Source organism: Haloferax gibbonsii (assembly GCF_001190965.1).
GTDB classification, from domain to species: domain Archaea; phylum Halobacteriota; class Halobacteria; order Halobacteriales; family Haloferacaceae; genus Haloferax; species Haloferax gibbonsii.
The window spans coordinates 1,112,133-1,127,612 of sequence record NZ_CP011947.1 but is presented as its reverse complement, the minus strand read 5'-3'; the positions used below and the strand labels follow the sequence as shown (position 1 = coordinate 1,127,612).

At 63.7% G+C, this 15,480-nt stretch carries 17 protein-coding genes; 6 read left to right on the top strand and 11 right to left on the bottom strand.

From position 1 onward, the window contains the following. Entirely contained in the window at positions 1–867 is an 867-nt protein-coding gene (locus tag ABY42_RS05965; RefSeq protein WP_004977353.1) for a CheF family chemotaxis protein, read from the top strand. A 57-nt stretch (positions 868–924) separates the two neighbouring features. Here ABY42_RS05965 and ABY42_RS05960 read toward each other — a convergent pair whose 3' ends face one another. The 8 genes from ABY42_RS05960 to ABY42_RS05925 all read right to left on the bottom strand — a co-directional run bounded on the left by ABY42_RS05960 (position 925) and on the right by ABY42_RS05925 (position 8,942). Beyond that, positions 925–1,287 carry a hypothetical protein gene (locus ABY42_RS05960; protein ID WP_050458940.1) on the bottom strand — a complete coding sequence of 121 codons (363 nt, stop codon included), beginning with the start codon at positions 1,285–1,287 and terminating at the stop codon, positions 925–927. Between the two features lie 74 nt (positions 1,288–1,361). Continuing rightward, positions 1,362–2,375, bottom strand: coding sequence for a CheF family chemotaxis protein (locus tag ABY42_RS05955; RefSeq protein ID WP_193363464.1), 1,014 nt, complete (start codon positions 2,373–2,375; stop codon positions 1,362–1,364). 95 nt (positions 2,376–2,470) lie between these two features. Then, positions 2,471–4,213 (bottom strand): archaellar assembly protein FlaJ, encoded by a 1,743-nt coding sequence (gene flaJ, locus ABY42_RS05950; protein ID WP_004977356.1) that lies wholly within the window; start codon positions 4,211–4,213, stop codon positions 2,471–2,473. A 4-nt stretch (positions 4,214–4,217) separates the two neighbouring features. Next, positions 4,218–5,882 carry a type II/IV secretion system ATPase subunit gene (locus ABY42_RS05945; RefSeq protein ID WP_004977357.1) on the bottom strand — a complete coding sequence of 555 codons (1,665 nt, stop codon included), beginning with the start codon at positions 5,880–5,882 and terminating at the stop codon, positions 4,218–4,220. Then, the gene (locus ABY42_RS05940) at positions 5,883–6,632 is read right to left on the bottom strand and encodes an ATPase domain-containing protein (protein WP_004970800.1); all 750 of its coding nucleotides are present in this window, start codon (positions 6,630–6,632) and stop codon (positions 5,883–5,885) included. It abuts the gene before it with no gap. Next, complete coding sequence (locus ABY42_RS05935) at positions 6,629–7,078, bottom strand: CARDB domain-containing protein (RefSeq protein WP_050458939.1); 450 nt, start codon at positions 7,076–7,078, stop codon at positions 6,629–6,631. Before ABY42_RS05935 ends, ABY42_RS05940 begins: the two co-directional genes overlap by 4 nt. Continuing rightward, a complete protein-coding gene (locus ABY42_RS05930; RefSeq protein WP_008092920.1) occupies positions 7,079–7,516 on the bottom strand; it encodes a fla cluster protein FlaF in 438 nt (145 codons plus the stop codon). It abuts the gene before it with no gap. Next, positions 7,500–8,942: a flagella accessory protein C gene (locus ABY42_RS05925; protein WP_231608302.1), complete on the bottom strand. Its 1,443-nt coding sequence runs from the start codon at positions 8,940–8,942 to the stop codon at positions 7,500–7,502. The genes ABY42_RS05930 and ABY42_RS05925 overlap by 17 nt, the downstream gene beginning before the upstream one ends. Positions 8,943–9,251: 309 nt before the next feature. On the opposite strand from ABY42_RS05925, the gene ABY42_RS05920 reads away from it, so the two are divergent. Continuing rightward, positions 9,252–9,992, top strand: coding sequence for an RAD55 family ATPase (locus ABY42_RS05920; RefSeq protein ID WP_004977361.1), 741 nt, complete (start codon positions 9,252–9,254; stop codon positions 9,990–9,992). 330 nt (positions 9,993–10,322) lie between these two features. On the opposite strand, the gene flgA2 is transcribed toward ABY42_RS05920, so the two are convergent. From flgA2 to ABY42_RS05905, 3 genes are all read right to left on the bottom strand, one after another. Further along, positions 10,323–10,967 carry a flagellin A2 gene (gene flgA2 / locus ABY42_RS05915; RefSeq protein WP_004977362.1) on the bottom strand — a complete coding sequence of 215 codons (645 nt, stop codon included), beginning with the start codon at positions 10,965–10,967 and terminating at the stop codon, positions 10,323–10,325. A gap of 10 nt (positions 10,968–10,977) precedes the next feature. Further along, a complete protein-coding gene (gene flgA1, locus ABY42_RS05910; protein ID WP_004977363.1) occupies positions 10,978–11,619 on the bottom strand; it encodes a flagellin A1 in 642 nt (213 codons plus the stop codon). A 213-nt stretch (positions 11,620–11,832) separates the two neighbouring features. After that, a complete protein-coding gene (locus tag ABY42_RS05905) occupies positions 11,833–12,171 on the bottom strand; it encodes an ArsR/SmtB family transcription factor (RefSeq protein ID WP_004043733.1) in 339 nt (112 codons plus the stop codon). A gap of 132 nt (positions 12,172–12,303) precedes the next feature. Between ABY42_RS05905 and ABY42_RS05900 the strand changes: the two genes are divergently transcribed. The 4 genes from ABY42_RS05900 (at position 12,304) to ABY42_RS05885 (ending at position 15,211) form a co-directional block, all read left to right on the top strand. After that, entirely contained in the window at positions 12,304–12,975 is a 672-nt protein-coding gene (locus ABY42_RS05900) for a DUF7500 family protein (RefSeq protein WP_050458938.1), read from the top strand. 150 nt (positions 12,976–13,125) lie between these two features. Further along, positions 13,126–13,494 carry a chemotaxis protein CheY gene (cheY, locus tag ABY42_RS05895; protein WP_004043735.1) on the top strand — a complete coding sequence of 123 codons (369 nt, stop codon included), beginning with the start codon at positions 13,126–13,128 and terminating at the stop codon, positions 13,492–13,494. After that, entirely contained in the window at positions 13,491–14,678 is a 1,188-nt protein-coding gene (locus tag ABY42_RS05890) for a chemotaxis protein CheC (protein ID WP_050458937.1), read from the top strand. The genes cheY and ABY42_RS05890 overlap by 4 nt, the downstream gene beginning before the upstream one ends. 23 nt (positions 14,679–14,701) lie before the next feature. Then, positions 14,702–15,211: a chemotaxis protein CheD gene (locus ABY42_RS05885; protein WP_004977367.1), complete on the top strand. Its 510-nt coding sequence runs from the start codon at positions 14,702–14,704 to the stop codon at positions 15,209–15,211. Positions 15,212–15,480 lie beyond the last annotated feature (269 nt).

The following is a 15,480-nucleotide window of genomic DNA, read 5'->3' as shown; positions in this document are numbered from 1 at the left end:
ATGAAACCCGGTGAGCAAAAACTCGGAGACACCCGCGGGCGGTTCCTTCAAGTCATCAAGAACGGCCGGGAGATACACGACGTCGACTGGACGAGCGGCCGAATCCTGCTTTCGAACAGGCGGCTCATCCTCGCGGGCACGGGCGGCAAGCGGACGATTCAGCTCTCGAAGATACAGGAGTTCGGCGGCCGGTACGACGTGAACCAGCGCATCGCGACCGTCTCCGACTACTTCAGCGTCCACATCCCGTCGGGCGTCGTCCTGCTCGCGCCCGTCGACTACGACGAGTTCGAGACGGACTTCTTCGGGGCGCTCCTCAACACCGAGCAGTTCCTCGCGCGACATCCCGCAGTCGCCGGCGGCGTCGTCCAGAACACCGAGTGGGAAAAGTCCCGGCTCAAAGTCGAAGCGGAGGCCGTGAGCATGGCGACCGTCGGCGGCAAGTTCGTCGAGGTCCGCCTCGACGACATCGGCGACGTGAAGACCGGCGAGCGAACCATCGTCGACGAACACCGGAGCGTCATCGAGGTCGAACACTCCGACGACGAGGGGACGAGCCTCCAGACGTACATCTCCGGCTCCGACCGCGCCGTCAGTTTCCTCTACACGCTCCTCCGCGAGGGCGAGGAGCTTTCGGAGACCTCTATCGAGCTGAGCGAGACGGACAAACAGGTCCTCACGGCGCTGTACTCCGGCGTCTCCCCGTTCGACATCCCCAGCTTCCTCGGCCTCGACGTGGACGAAGTCGAGGAGCTCTTTCAGCGGCTCATCGACCACAACGTCGTCGAGGAGATTCGCGTGCGTCACGAGGTGCAGCTCAACGCCCGCGGCCGCAGCATCGCCTCCGACGCCATCAACGAACAGTAGTCAGGACTCGGTTTTTCGCGGCGCAGTCGCCGGACGGAGAGCGACGCGTCGCGCTCATCAGTCGTCGCTCGCGCGCCGCGAGGCGCGTTCGAGCGCGATTCCGGCGTAGACGCCTCCCAACCAGACCCCGGCTAAGAGAACGATGCCCCGCACGCGCTCGCCGGGTTCGAAGCCTAGACCGTGAATCGCAAGAATCGGTAACAGAGCGCTCAAGACCCCGATTATCGTGTACCAGAAGTGGTCGTTCGGCCCGGACCACCGCCAGCGGTACGCGGGAAAGGCAACGAACCCGAAGCCAGCGATTGTGTACGTGAGAAGCAGGGTGACGCCGACCAACGCGTTGCCGTGTCGGAAGCCGAAGGAGTAGCTGACCGCACTTCCGATTCCCAGTCCGACGAGCGCCGAAGTCCGCGTCCGCATAGTGACAGAATTGGTTGAAGGGCTGATAGTTCTTCGCAACTACCGGACGGCACCGGTTCCGCCGGAAAACAGCTTCAGACGTTCACGTCTTCGATTTCCTCGTTGACGACGAACCGCCCCTGCGGCGTCAGCGAGGTCGGAAGCTCGTCGTCGCCGATGAGTTCCTCCTCGTGGAGCTTCTCCAGTTCCGCGTCGAGGACTGCCTCTTCGACGCCGAGGAGTTCGCTGAAGTCGACTTCCGCGGCCATCTCGCCGGCGGAGTACAGTCCGACGAGGACTTCGAGGCCCTGTTCCGTGACCTCGACGTTGCGGACGCCGGACTTTATCCAGTGGTAGACGAGTCGGAGGTAGCGCCCGAGGATGTTCATCTTCCGTCGCGAGTCGAGCGTTATCTCTGAGGTGACCGTCTGGCCCTGCTTGACGTGCTGGACCGAAAGCACCAGCCGCTTTTCGCCGTCGACGGTCCGTTCGAGCACCTCGAAGAAGATGACGCTCGCGAGGTCGATGTGGAACGGGTCGCCGTTCTCCGTGAGTGGGCCGTCGTCGTCGGGGAACGTGACGGCCTCGTAGTCGAGGTGGAGCCCGGAGGGTTGTCGCTCCGTGTCGAGGACGCGCCCGCCGATACGGGCCGGGTGGGTGACCTGCGCGCGCGAGCCGTTGAGCGCCGCGCGGAACAGCAACAGCGAGAACTTCTCGATGGTATCTCGGTCGCCGCCGATGACGGTCGTCCGGCGCTGGCGACCGATGATATAGCCGACCATCACCGTGTAGTCGAAGAACTCCTCGACCTCCGGGGGGACCTGTCCGACGGCGATGTCGAAGATGGAGGTGATGGGGATGACGGTCTTGGCCTTCGACGTGGCGAGGATGAGCCGGCGCTGGCTCATCAGGACGCGGCCCTTGACGGGCTCGAACGAGGCGTTGCCGCCGGCGACGAAGTTGGCGACGAAGTCGACGACGATGGACTCGCCGTCGCTGGTCTGTTTTTCCGTCTGTCTCTTCGAGCGCGCCCGCTCTTTTTCTTCGCGTTCGTCCGACGGTTCGGACTTCTTCCGGCGGTACGCCTGTAGGAGGTCGCTTTTCGCCACGTCGCCCCCCTCGGGCGCGCGGGAACGGGCCTCCTGTGGGGTCTGTTCGCCTGCCGCGTCTGGCATCGAATCTCGGGTCTGTTGTCCGTCTTCAGTCATATACTAATCAGCGCTCCTGCGAGCGACGAGGTGGCGACCGCCATCAGGGAGCCCACCCAGACGAGCATCACGAAGTGCAGGTAGGCGTTCGCCTTGTGTCCGCCGTCGACCATCCGAATCATGAGCGACGACAGGAGGGCGTTAAACAGGATGATGAGCGTCAGCATGTACTCGATGAAGGGCACGTCGTAGACGCCGGCGTAGATGAGCGTCCCGAACTGGAGGCTGTCGAGGTTCATCTGCGTCGAGAAGGACGCCAGAATCTCGACGACTTCCAGTCCGATGAAGAACGCGAACGACGCGGAGGCCGTGATGCCGTAGAGGACGCCGATGAGGGTGACCGTCGACTGCTTTCGCTGTCGGCGGAGCTTGATTATCTCGTTCATGTTACGGCTGATGAGCTCGCCGAGGAGCTTCGGTTTGCCACCCATCGACCGGCCGACGTTGTACATCTCGGAGAACTTCTGGACGAGGTAGGAGTTCGTCTCCGCGGTGAAGAAGAACCACGACCGGTCGGGGTCGAGCCGCATCCGAAGCCGCGTGTACAGCCGCGATATCTCCCGCGAAAGGACGCCGAAGTCCTTCGTCTTGAGCGTCTTCAGGACGGCCGTGGTCGTGCTCTGTTTTGCCGTCTCGGACGCCCCGAGCGCGCGGATGAACCCGGGGTACTCCTCGTCGCGCTCGCCGATACGTTTCTCGTGGCGGCGCGCGACGATGCCGGGGACCGCAAGCGGCGTCAGCGGCGTCGAAATGAGGAGCGGAATCGGGAGTTCCATCATGATGGGCCGGACCGTCTCGCCGACGACGGTCAGGTTGAACGTGCCCAACGCGAGCACGAGCACCATCGTGATAGAGAGACCGACCGCGCCGTACAGGGTGATGTCTATCTGCCGGTCCGCCTTCGTCCGGTACTCGCGCTGGTGGAACCACAGCGGGTCGTACGGCGACATCGTCCGGATGACGAAGTAGAACCCCAACTGCACGAAGACGAAGAGCACGATGACCGCGCCGATGGTCATCGTCGCGTCGGTCCCGGTCAGGATGGGGAGGACGATGGCGTTGATGATGGCGAAGGTCATCGACAGAATCATCGAGAGATAGAGGTCCTTCATGACCTCCAGGTTCCCGAGGGCGCTCTCGTAGACGGTGATGTACTTCTGAATCATCGCGTTCTGCTCGCCGAGGAGGAAGTCGTCGATGCTCTGGCCGGCGTTGATGGAGTACGCGAGCCTGTCGAGGAAGTCCGCGAGGGGCTTCGACGGGACCTCTCGGGCCCGGCGCTGACAGGCGTCGTCGAGCGACTGGTTCCACGCGTCGACGAGCTGGACGATGCGGTTCATCTCGGTCGCTAGCTCGCCGTACTCCTCCTCGCGCGCGAGCGTTCGAAACACGGCGACGCGGTCGATGTTCGTCGTCGAGAGCACGGTCATGTGCGTGATGAGGAGGTGGAGTTGGTTCTCCAGACTGCGGCGCGTCTGCTCGACGAGGAGGCGCGGGTAGAGGACGGCCCCGCCCAGCAGCAACACCCCGAGGAGGAACACGGGAATGCGGACGAGGAGGGGAAGCGGGAGCGCGATGGCGCCGGCCAGAGAGAGCATGAAGAACACGATGGCGGGGCCGAGCACCGCGAGCAGGTACCGCGGCAGCGCCATCGGCATCTTCTCGTAGGACTCGATGATGTCGCTGATGAAGTCCCGAACCTGCACCGCCTGCATCGACGCGCTCTGTTCCCCTGCCATGTCGTTACACCCTCGCCATGTCGAACGGCAGTCCCTCGACGCCGTCGCGCTGGTAGTCCTCGATGAGTTCGTTCACCTCGTGGTAGCCGAGGACGTTCTCCTGAATCGCCCGGCGGACGAGTTCGGCGCGGAACTGGATGTCGTCGTATATCTTCCGCGTGTCGTCGTAACCGAGGAGCGTCGCGACCTTCTGTTCCATGATGAAGGAGTTGTTCATCCCCTGGAAGATAATCTCGTCTTGGACGGGGTCCCAGTAGAACGCCTCGCGGGTGACGACGCCGCCCATCTCCTTCGAGTAGCCCTCGATTTCCTGCACGCTCGTCACCCGGCGGAGGATGTCGTTGCCCCGGCGGACGCGGTTCTGGAACAGCGCGATGTCGCAGTTGTCCATGAACGTCTCGGGGACGTTGATGGGGTCGCCGGTGAAGCGCTGAATCATGGAGACGATGTCGGACGCGTGGAACGTGAGCATCACCGGGTGACCGGTCTGGGCCGCCTGGAACGCCATGCGACCCTCCTCACCACGGACCTCCCCGACGATGATGTAGTCGGGGCGAGAGCGCAGCGCGGCCGCGACGAGGTCGAACATGTCGACTTCGGAGTCGGAGCCGCGTCCCTCGCGGGTGAGGAGTTGCTGCCACGTGTCGTGCGGCGGGAGCACCTCGGCGGTGTCCTCCGCGGTGTATATCTTCGAGTCCTGCGGGATGAACGAGAGGATGGCGTTGAGCGTCGTCGTCTTCCCCGACGCCGTCTCACCGACCACGAAGATAGTGCGTTCGTTCTCCAGCGCGATCCAGAGGTACGCGGCCAGTTCGGGCGAGAGCGTCCCCCACTTGGCGATTTGGAACACCGAAAGCGGCACGTCGTCGCCCTGACGGATGGTGAGCGACGACCCCTTCAGCGACACGTCGTCGGAGTAGATGATGTTGATACGCGAGCCGTCGGGGAGCGTGGAGTCCACGATGGGGTGGGCGTCGGAGACGGGGTCGCCGATGCGTTCGCCCATGTTGCGGAGCCAGTTATCGAACTGCTCCGTGCTGTCGAACTCGACGCTCGTCTCCAGCAGGCCGAACGTCCCGTGGTCGACGTCGACCTGGCTGGGGCCGATGACGTGAATGTCCTCGTTCTCCGGGTCGCGCATGATGGGTTCGAGCGGCCCGAGGCCGACGATGTCGCGGACGAGTCGGTACTGTATCTTGTCGTAGGTCGTCTGGGAGACCTCGATGCCGGCCACGTCGAGCCGCTTGGCAACCGAGCCGAGCGGCCCGCGGTCGTCACCCTCGATGTGGACGATTTCGGAGAGCAACTCCTCGATGCGCTCTTCGTAGTCGGCGCTTTCTTCGGGCGCCGGCTTCGAGACGCTGCGTTCGAGCAGTTTGTCCTTGACCCGGCCGAACACCTCGAGTTCGTCGTCGTCCATCTCGGGTTCGATGGTGTAGTACTTCGTCGTCTCGCCGAAGTTGCCGTACACCTGGCAGAACACGGGGCCGCCCAGCGGGTAGATGATGTTCGGACGCCGGGACTCGTAGTCGCCCGGCTCGTCGACGAGCATCGGGAACTCGCCGGTGATCTGTCGGAACCGCTTGAGGTGGTCCCGCAGGTGCGGCCACTGCATCGCGAGGCGCTTGAGGTCGTCCGACAGCCTGGCGGAGCCGTGTTCGCTCGCCATCTACGCCACGCTCCTCGATTCGATGACGAGCCCGATTCCCGACCGGACCGAGAAGCCGACGCGGTCGCCGACCTGCTGGCCCATCCCCGCAAAGCGCTTCACGAAGATGTTCCGTCGGACGTCGTTTCCGACCTCCACCATCTCCAGTTCGAAGTAGACGTCGGCGATAGAGCGGAACGGACCGATAGAGCCCTCGTCGACCGACGACGGGTCGACGGTGATGATGATGGTCTTGCCCTTCGTCGTCAGCTCGCGGAAAAACGAGATGATTTCGAGGGCGGCCTGCCGCTCGTCGTTCTGCCGGACCAGCGCCTCGAACTGCGGGTCGTTGCGCAGGATGGCGTCGAACGTGTCGATGATGATGACGTCGGCGTCCCAGAGCGTCTCGGCGTCCATCAGCCGCCGGAGGAGCTGCTTGCGCTCCTTCTGGCTGCTGCCGCCGGAGAGCGCGCCGCTGCTGTCGATTTCGGCCTGTAAGAACAGGATTCGCTCGTCGAGCAGATGCTTGACGATGTCGTACGAAAGCGAGTGCATCTGGTCGAGGAAGCCGCGGACGCCCAGCTCGGTCGAGACGAGCGTCACCACCGTTTCCTCGTCGCAGAAGCCGTAGCTGAATCGCTGCGACAGCACGCTTTTTCCGGCGCCGTAGTCCCCTTCGATGAGGACGATTGCACCCTTGGGGATGCCGCCGCCGAGTTCCTTTTCGAGACGGTCGTGCCCGGATAGCCCGAGAGAGAATTGACTGCTCATGATACGCGGAATTCGAACACCTCTTCGTCACCGTCGACGACGACGGTCATCCGGTAGTCGCCCGAGCTCAACGCGATGTCCGTCACCGTGAGTTCGATGACGTTGCTCGGCCGCCACTCGGTGCCGTCGACGACGTTCACCGTGACGTTGGTCTGATACTGTCCACCGACGATGATATCGAAGCCGCCGCTGGTCGCCGGGAGCGTCCTGAGGCCGGTGTTCTTGACGTATACCGAGAGGTTGTCGTTCGCACCGTCGTAGACACCCGCCTGCGGGTCGCTTATGACTTCGATGTCGGTTCTGATCTCCGTGCTCACGTCGCCGCCGCGCTCGTCGAGCGAACTGCTGATGCCGGTCACGGTGTCGATGAGGACGCCCGAGACGCCGGCGGCGACGACGATACTGGCGATGAACAGGATGAGGCTCGGAACGGAGATGTCTGCCATTTAGTTCACCGCCCCCGTGGCGGCGACGCCGCTTCCGGTGACCACTTTCACGCGTGCGGGCGTGGGGTCGGCGTCGACGACGAGACTGAGGTTCTCGCCGGCGTACCAGAGGTCGGTTCCGGCGTCGCCGTCGACGGTCGCGTTGGCCGCCGGCACGTCGACGTAGGTGTTGTCGACGAGCAGGGTGGTCTCGCTCACCGAGAGCGTCTCCGAGCCGGCGTTCGTCAGGTTCACCGTGAGGCTCTCGTTGCCCGCGTCGTAGGTCGCGTTCGTGACGGCGATGTCCGTGTTCGTCCGTTCGAGGGCCCGCTCCGCGTCGGCGTCCTGCGCTTCGAGCACGTTTTCCGACGCGTTCGACGTCGCTGTGTACAGCGTCCCCGTGGCGACGAGGACGCCGAGGAAGATGACGGCGGTCGAGCCGCTAACACCGAATCCCATCGAATCTCCTCCCGTAGGCGACTAACTCCTCGTACAGTTGGCCCCGCGGGACGTCCTCCGCGAGCCGGCAGACGTACGCGAGGCTCGTCTGGTGGTCGTCGATGCGGAGTTCGCCCCCGTCGGCGTCAGCGACCGACGGCGCAATCTGTCCGACGTGGGCGTTCAGTTCGCTCTCGACGGCGCGCGATATCCAGTCCTGCTCCCGATACTGGCGGAGCGCGCGCGACGCGCCGAGCGCGCCGCCGACCGCGACGAGGTGTTCGACCCATTCGAGGACGAGTACCTCGGAGACGTAGTTCGACGGGAGAGCCGCCAGGTAGGCGTCGGACTCCTCGACCGCCGCGGACGGCTCGGGTTCGGCGGCCGCGTCGTCCTCGTCGTCGTCCGAAAGCTCGTCTTTGGCCATCGCCGCCGTGGCGTACTCCGCCTCTAGCTCGTCGAGCGTCTTGCGGACGTCACCGTCGGCGTCTTCGACCTCGGGTTCGTGTTCGGGCTCTGATGGTTCGTCGCTCGGGTCGTCGGTCTCGTCGGCCTCGTCGGCGACCGCTTCGAACTCGTCTTCGATGCCGCCGACCGGCTCGTCTTCGAACCCGTCTTCGAGGTCGACCGCCGCGTCGGCGAGGTCCGTTTCGGCGTCGTCCGCCTCCATTTCGTCCGCCTCTGCTTCGTTCGCCTCCGCTTCGTCTTCTTCGTCCCAGCCACCGCCCTCCTCGTACTGCTCTTTGAGGTCGTCGAAACTCGCGCCGCCCGCGGCACCCGAGTCGTCGGCTTCGTCGGCTTCGTCGGCCTCTTCGTCGCCGTCGTCGAGGGCGTCCGCGGGGCTCTCGCGCTCCGCTTCCGCGAGTTCGTCTTCCGCGGCGAGTTCCGCTTCCTTCGCGCCCTCCTCGGCGTCGAGTTCGCCGAAGTCGTCGTCGAAGAACGACTCGGCGTCGGCGTTCGCCACCTCGGGGTCGAGGTGCTCTTCGTCCTCGGCTTCCGCCTCGAAGAGCCCGAACGCTCCGCCGCCGTCGAGGCCGCCCATCTCGCGGGCGTCGTCGACGAACGGGTTGATGCCGCGGGTGACCATCTCGTAGATGTCGAGCAGTTTTCGAATCGTGTCGTCGAGCTCTTCGACGGTCTCACCGATCTGTTTGTTCTCTTCGCGGACGGTGTTCATCCCCGACGAGATGGCGCTTACTTCGTTCTCGAGTTCGCCGACGCGATCTTCGAGCTCTGCGAGTTCCTCGCTGTTGTCGTCGTCGAATCCGCCGAAATCGTCATCGTCGAATCCGTCGTCGAGGTCGTCGCCGAAGTCACCAAACTCGTCGGAGAGGTCGTCTATCCCCTCCTCGAATCCAAGTCCATCGTCTGATGACATGTGTTGTTCTTCCGTCTCCGTTTCGTCCCCGGCGTCAGCCGTGTCTTCGTCGTTCTGCCACTCCATCATGCTCGCAGCGAGCACCTCCGTACCGTTCGCGGGGCGCTTCGTTCGAGCGACGGCCTGTCACCCGGCCGAGCGGCGGACCGGCCGGGGCGGTCCGACGGACTCGGGGGAGCAGGTAACATTGGTGCAAGGTACGTAAGTCGGTACAAGAAAGTTCCCGTCCCGTTATCAGTCGCGATATTTTAGACGTTCGGAATTTTCGCCCGTCAAGTATGTAATAAAAGTCAGACGGCGCCGTAGCGGCGGTAAGAAGAATTATCCGGCGTCGGCACGGACGTTCTTCCGACAGCCAACACACGTTCCAACACAATCATGACAGAACTAGTCAAGACCGGTGTCGAAGGACTCGATTCCATCCTGAACGGCGGTATCGTCAAGAACGCCGCGGTGCTCATCAGCGGAAACCCGGGGACGGGAAAGAGTATCCTCGGCCTCCAGTACCTCTACAACGGCGTCGACCAGTTCGACGAGGGCGGCCTGTATCTCACCTTCGAGGAGACCGAAGACGACATCCGCGAGGCGGCCGAGTCCATCGGCTTCGACCGCTGGCACGAGTACGTCGAGTCCGGAGATATCAAGGTTTACGACAAGCGGACGCTCCTCCGCGACGGTGACTTCTCGACGACGCTCGACCGCATCCTCGGCGACCTCCAGGACACCAACTACGACCGACTCGTCCTCGACTCGCTGACGATGTTCCAGCTGTTTTTCGACGACGAGAAAGAACAGCGCCAGTACCTCCTGAAGTTCATCGACATTCTGAAGGACAGCGGCCTCACCTCGCTTCTGACCACCGAGCAGTCGGCCATCTTCCCCGAGACCGACATCGGCCTCGAGAACTTCCTGACCGACGGGAACATCTACCTCATCCAGAGCCCCGCGGGCGCGACGAGCAACCGCTACGTCTGGGTGGCGAAGATGCGCAAGCAGAGCATCAAGAACTCGATGTTCCCGCTGGAAATCGCACAGGGCGGCATCAAGATATACGAGCAGGCGGCCGGGTTCTCCATGGTCGGGGAGTCGCCGCCGTGGTTCGGCGAAGAGACCGAATAACCGCGGACTCGGCGGCGAGCGACCCCGGTCCCGACGGTTCCTTTTCTGTCTTCGCCGAATCGACTGTTCTGACGTCCCCGGACGCGGAGCGCGCGCCGCGCTCGTCAACTTCGCCCGGGGTCATTCGCTGTAGACGTATCGGCTCGCCTCGCCTCTCTGGCCGTCTCGACTCGACTGTGATAGTTGTCTCCGAGCGAGGTCGATGCCGGCGTCTGAGAGCGTTGCCGTCTCAGTCCAATCGCTCCTGTGTGCGCGGTGTCTACGGACGCACGGCAGCGCCGCCGCTCGGCGGCTGAGGTCGATAAAATGAACGGAAAGCGTGAAGTCGGGTTACAGTTCGACCGGTTCGCCCTGCGTCTTGCCCGCGAGCTGCTGGGGCATCGTCAGGATGACCTGCGTCGTACCGCCCGTGCGGGAAGTGATTTCGAGGGTGACCTGCTCGCCCGTCGAGAGGCCGCCGACGAGGTCGGTCTCGTCACCGTTGCTGTCCTCGATGGCGGCGGTGTCGATCTTGACCTCGTAGCGGTCGTTCATGCTGTTGAGGACACCGAACGAACTGTCGTCGTCGGTGACCTCGGTGAGACCGAACTCATCGGCGTCGGGGTTCGGCTCCGTCCCGTCGCCGTCGTACTGCGTCTGGTTAGTCAGAGTCTCGACGCTGTCACCGCTGAGGTACTTAATCGAGGTCTCGTTCATGTCCACCGCGTCCGAGCCGGCCGCCAGACGAACGGTGAGCGTGATGTTGTCGATGTCAGCCTCTCCGCCGACCGTTCCGTGCGTGTTGAGGACTTCGACGCGGTTGGTGACCTTGTTCACGGACTGCTCACCGGCGTCTTCGGCAGTCGCCTGCAGGAAGCCGGCCGTGTTCACGAGGACGCCCGCCGCGATTGCGGCGACCAGAACCATCGCGATGAAGACGATGAGCGTACCGATACCGACCTGACCGCGGTCGTCGTCAGTAATCTTGTTAAACATATGAATCTCCTTAGAGCGCGATCGGGTCGTTGTCGTCCTTACCCGCGAGCTGCTGGGGCATCGTCAGGATGACCTGCGTCGTGCCACCGTTGCGGCTGGTGATGTCGAGCTTGACCGTCTGGCCCGTCGCCGTTCCGTTGGCGGAGGAGCCTTCGACCGTCGAGGTGTTGATGACGATCTCAGCGCGGTCGGACTGCTCGTTGAGGACCTCGAACGAACCGTCGCTGTCCTCGAGGACGCCCGCGGTGAAGTTGTTCCCCGTCGTCAGGTTAGCGGGGTCTGCGGTGTCAGCGTTGTTGACGGTGTCGTTGTAGGTGAGCGTCCGCGCGGTCGTCTCACTCAGGTACTTGACCGTCGTGTCTTCAAGAGAGACACTTCCGGAACCGGCCGCGAGGCGGACGGTCAGGAAGACTTGGTCGACCGTGCGTTCCTCACCGGACTGGTTGACCAGCCCGTGCGCGTTGACGACGTCGACGCGGTTGGTGACCTTGTTCACAGATTGCTGTCCAGCGTCCTCGGCGGTAGCTTGCAGGAAGCCAGCCGTATTCACGAGGACGCCCGCCGCGATTGCGGCGACCAGAACCATCGCAATGAAGACGATGAGGGTCCCGATACCGACCTGACCCCGGTCTTCTTTGATGTTTTCGAACATGAGTTTCGTGGGTTTGGTCCCACACTCAGCGGGGAGCGGGGAACCGTCACTCGTCAACTTGGAGAGGTGCTACATAACGCTACGGCCCCCAATATCAAGAATGATATCACACGGCCGGTACGTCGATAAGTAAACTTCTTCGCACGCTCACGCGAGACGCTAGTCGACACTTACCTCAGGAAATATAAGAAAAGAGTCCGGAGCCGGAGCGGTTCAGTCCTGCGTAATCTTCCGCCACACGTCGTCGAGTTTGTTCTTCACCTCCGGGCGCTCGGTGACGCTGACCGTGTAGTCGTCGCCTTCGAAGCGGACGACGATTTCGTCGACTTCGCGGCGGTAAACGTTCGTCCGGCGGTGCTCGTCGGAGAGAACCCGGTCGTGAAGTTCGAGGAGGCCCGCCGCCGTCAGTTCCTCGATTCGGCGATAACAGGTCGCGATGGGGATATCCAGCATCTCGCTGAACTCCTGTGCCGAGTGCGGTTCGTCCGCGGCACGGAGGATATCAGGGTTGTATTCGTTCCCCAGTGCGGAAAGGGTCCTGTCAGACTCCATAGATGGAAATTTATCGGAACGCACCGCTTGTCAATGTGTTGGTTGTCTCTCTGCCACGTTCTCAGTCATAGTAGTGAGTCTGTCACGCCCGGTGACGATGGGATTATATGCCACGGCACCGAGCATTCGCCGATGGACGACGAGGACGAACGTCCTCCCAATCACCCGCGGGAACAGGGTGTCGTCGGGGCGGACGAACTGGATATCAGCCGCGACGAGCACGTCGCGGCGCTCGACACGGGCCGGTACGTCATCTCGACGGGAGAAAACAGGCCGCCCGCGCCGGTCGACGACGGGGGCAGTGACGGTGACGGTGACGACCGCCGACCGCCCGGTCCGGACGGAGCGACCCAATCCGACTCCGAGCCGACCGGCGAGCGAGGAGAGAGCGACCGGAACACCGGCGCTCCCGAACTCGTCCTCCCGAAAGACCCGAAAAAACGGGCCGTGCTCGCCCGCCGACTGCTCGCAGAGCGCGTCGGGGCAGTCAACGCGGACCACGCGCTCGTCACCACTGCCCTCGTCGATGGCGAGGTAACCCGCCACGAGACCGTCTCCGACGACGTGACCGAGGTCGTCAACTCGTTTCTCTCGTGGTACGCCGACGCTGTCGGCAGCCCCGATACGCCGCCCGACGAGGTGCTCGGCATCCTGCTTTTAGCCTCGGAGGTACAGGTCACCTATCCCGGTCGGGCCGTCGAGGCGCTCGCGACCGCGAACGGACTCGACCGCGACGACAGTATCGGTGACCTCCTCGACGCCGTCGAAGAGACCGGCGCTTCGTTCCCGCCGCGTCGACGATGATGCGACGGTGACAGGTTCCGGTTCGAGCATCGGAGCTCCCGAATCTCCGGGCGACACGATGTGACGCGGGCGAACCGCCCGTCCAATGCCGTATCATCCTTGATAATGGGGAGGAAGGGTTTATGGTGTGATTTTCGGAAATCTGGAGGTATGGCAAGCAAGGTACTGGTCGTGGACGATTCTGCGTTCATGCGGAACCTCCTCAAACAGCTCCTCGAGGGTGAACACGAAGTCGTCGGCGAGGCCGAAAACGGGGTCGAAGCGGTGGAACTCTACCGCGAACTCGAACCCGATGTCGTCACGATGGACGTCGTGATGCCGATTCGAAACGGCATCGAAGCGACGTCAGAAATCAAGTCGCTCGACGCCGGCGCATCGGTCATCATGTGCACGTCGGTCGGACAGGAAGAGAAGATGCGCGAAGCGGTCGAAGCGGGGGCAGACGGCTACATCACGAAACCGTTCCAGAAGCCGAACGTGCTCCAGGCTATCGCCGACGTGATTCAGGCAGAGGCATGAATCTCGACGTCCGGTCGCTTCGCACGTTCAGTCGGCTCGCCCACTCGGGCGCGGAGAAAGCCGCGGGTTCGCTGACCACGCTCGCCGGCATCGACACGTACGTCAACGTCACCAAGGTGGAACTCGGGACGAAGGCGGACGTCGAAAACGAGTTCGCCGAGCGCGACCTCGTGAGCGTCCACATCGGCTTTTCGGGCGGGTTGGACGGTCACACCGTGTTGGCGTTCTCGCCGGAGTCCGCAGAGCGTCTGGTCGACGCGCTGATGCCGGGTATCGACGCCACCGACGCCGAGGGTGAACTCGCCGAGAGTAGCCTGAAGGAGGTTGCGAACATCATGCTCGGCGGCTTCATCGACGGCTGGGCCGACTACCTCGACACCACCGTCGACATCACGACGCCGACCTACGTCGACGACGAAAACGACGGCCCGCTCGACCACGTCGACGCCGAGGGGTTCGAGAACGGCGGCGACGACGAGCACGTCCTCGTCTTCCGTAACCAGTTGGAGGCCGCGGACAACGCCATCGAGTTCGACCTGTACATGGTGCCGACCGCCTCGTCCATCGGGACCATCGTCGAGGCGAGCGGCGAGGACGGCGCGCTCCCGGTCGAGTCGTTCGCCGCCTTCTCCGAGATGATAAACGACGGCGCGAACCAGGCCTCGGAAGACATCACGGCGATGACGGGCATCGACACGACCGTCGAGGTGAGCCGGCTGAGCTTCGTCCCCATCGAGGGCGTCCCCATGTCGTTGACCGACGCGGTCCGCCGCGGCGTCGTGTTGGAGTTCAGCGGGACGCCGAGCGGTTACATCGCCATCCTCTTCGACGAGCCGTCGGCAGAGAACATCGCGAGCAGCCTCCTGCCGGGCATGGAAGGCGACGAGGCGATGCGCCAGAGCGCGATTCAAGAGATTGGCAACATCACCACCTCCGGCTTCCTCGACGGCTGGGCCAACGCGCTCGAGACGACCATCGACATCTCGCCGCCGAAGCACGTCCACGACATCGGGTCGGCCATCATCGACCCGCTCGCGACCGACCTCGCGCAGTCTCAGGAGTACGCGTTCCTCATCGATTCGACCATCCGGACGGACGACGACGAGTTCACCTGCGACATCTACGCGCTCCCCGACGAGACGGAGCTGCGCAAGGCGCTCAGGAAGCTCTCTCCCGCCGCGTGAACCCTCCGTAGAGGCACCCAGTAATGCAAGTATACACCACGGACACGCCCGCGGCTCGCTCCGGTCGAATCAAGGTCGGAATCGCCGATTACGCCGTCTCCGGCGACGAGAGCACGCTGACCACGAGCGGTCTCGGCTCCTGTATCGGCGTCGCGTTGTACGACCCCGAGACCGGCGTCTCCGGTCTCGCACACGCGATGCTCCCGGAGGCGGACGACGGCAGCGAGCCGGCGAAGTTCGTCGACACCGGCATCGAACTCCTGCTCTCGGAGATGCGAGCCGCCGGCGCGGACATAGACCGCGTCGTCGCGAAAATCGCCGGGGGAAGCACCATGTTCGACTTCACCTCGGCCGACGGCGACGGCAGTATCGGCGATAGAAACGTCGCCGCGACGCGAACGACGCTCGACGGGTTCGGCATCGACGTCGTCGCCGAAGACGTCGGTGGCTCCCACGGCCGCTCGTTGGAGCTCGACAGCCAGACCGGCGACCTCCGCGTTCGGAGCGCGAAGAGCGGCAACCACGTTCTCTGAGGGCGTCACCGGCCGAAGTTCGGCTCGACGACCGTCTCTCCTGTCTCTCGGCCGTCTCAACTGCGTCGAGCGCCGCCCGCGAGCAGGGAACCGAAAGCGGCCGACGCGTGAGAACCGACCGAAGCCGGTTCGACCCTCCACCCGAGATATCAGTTCTGATAGCGCCTCGAATAGATTTATGTCGCCTCCTTCGAATGCTTTCACCGAAACGGTACGATATCGCGTGTGACACCGCGGACAGCGCTCCGCGCTCTCCGCCGCCCTGAGTC

Bases quoted from the DNA above. Each gene is read 5' to 3' on its own strand.
- ABY42_RS05965 (WP_004977353.1), top strand. From the start codon at position 1: ATGAAACCCGGTGAGCAAAAACTCGGAGACACCCGCGGGCGGTTCCTT.
- ABY42_RS05960 (WP_050458940.1), bottom strand. From the start codon at position 1,287: ATGCGGACGCGGACTTCGGCGCTCGTCGGACTGGGAATCGGAAGTGCG.
- flaJ (WP_004977356.1), bottom strand. From the start codon at position 4,213: ATGGCAGGGGAACAGAGCGCGTCGATGCAGGCGGTGCAGGTTCGGGAC.
- ABY42_RS05945 (WP_004977357.1), bottom strand. From the start codon at position 5,882: ATGGCGAGCGAACACGGCTCCGCCAGGCTGTCGGACGACCTCAAGCGC.
- ABY42_RS05940 (WP_004970800.1), bottom strand. From the start codon at position 6,632: ATGAGCAGTCAATTCTCTCTCGGGCTATCCGGGCACGACCGTCTCGAA.
- ABY42_RS05935 (WP_050458939.1), bottom strand. From the start codon at position 7,078: ATGGCAGACATCTCCGTTCCGAGCCTCATCCTGTTCATCGCCAGTATC.
- ABY42_RS05930 (WP_008092920.1), bottom strand. From the start codon at position 7,516: ATGGGATTCGGTGTTAGCGGCTCGACCGCCGTCATCTTCCTCGGCGTC.
- ABY42_RS05925 (WP_231608302.1), bottom strand. From the start codon at position 8,942: ATGATGGAGTGGCAGAACGACGAAGACACGGCTGACGCCGGGGACGAA.
- ABY42_RS05920 (WP_004977361.1), top strand. From the start codon at position 9,252: ATGACAGAACTAGTCAAGACCGGTGTCGAAGGACTCGATTCCATCCTG.
- flgA2 (WP_004977362.1), bottom strand. From the start codon at position 10,967: ATGTTTAACAAGATTACTGACGACGACCGCGGTCAGGTCGGTATCGGT.
- flgA1 (WP_004977363.1), bottom strand. From the start codon at position 11,619: ATGTTCGAAAACATCAAAGAAGACCGGGGTCAGGTCGGTATCGGGACC.
- ABY42_RS05905 (WP_004043733.1), bottom strand. From the start codon at position 12,171: ATGGAGTCTGACAGGACCCTTTCCGCACTGGGGAACGAATACAACCCT.
- ABY42_RS05900 (WP_050458938.1), top strand. From the start codon at position 12,304: ATGGACGACGAGGACGAACGTCCTCCCAATCACCCGCGGGAACAGGGT.
- cheY (WP_004043735.1), top strand. From the start codon at position 13,126: ATGGCAAGCAAGGTACTGGTCGTGGACGATTCTGCGTTCATGCGGAAC.
- ABY42_RS05890 (WP_050458937.1), top strand. From the start codon at position 13,491: ATGAATCTCGACGTCCGGTCGCTTCGCACGTTCAGTCGGCTCGCCCAC.
- ABY42_RS05885 (WP_004977367.1), top strand. From the start codon at position 14,702: ATGCAAGTATACACCACGGACACGCCCGCGGCTCGCTCCGGTCGAATC.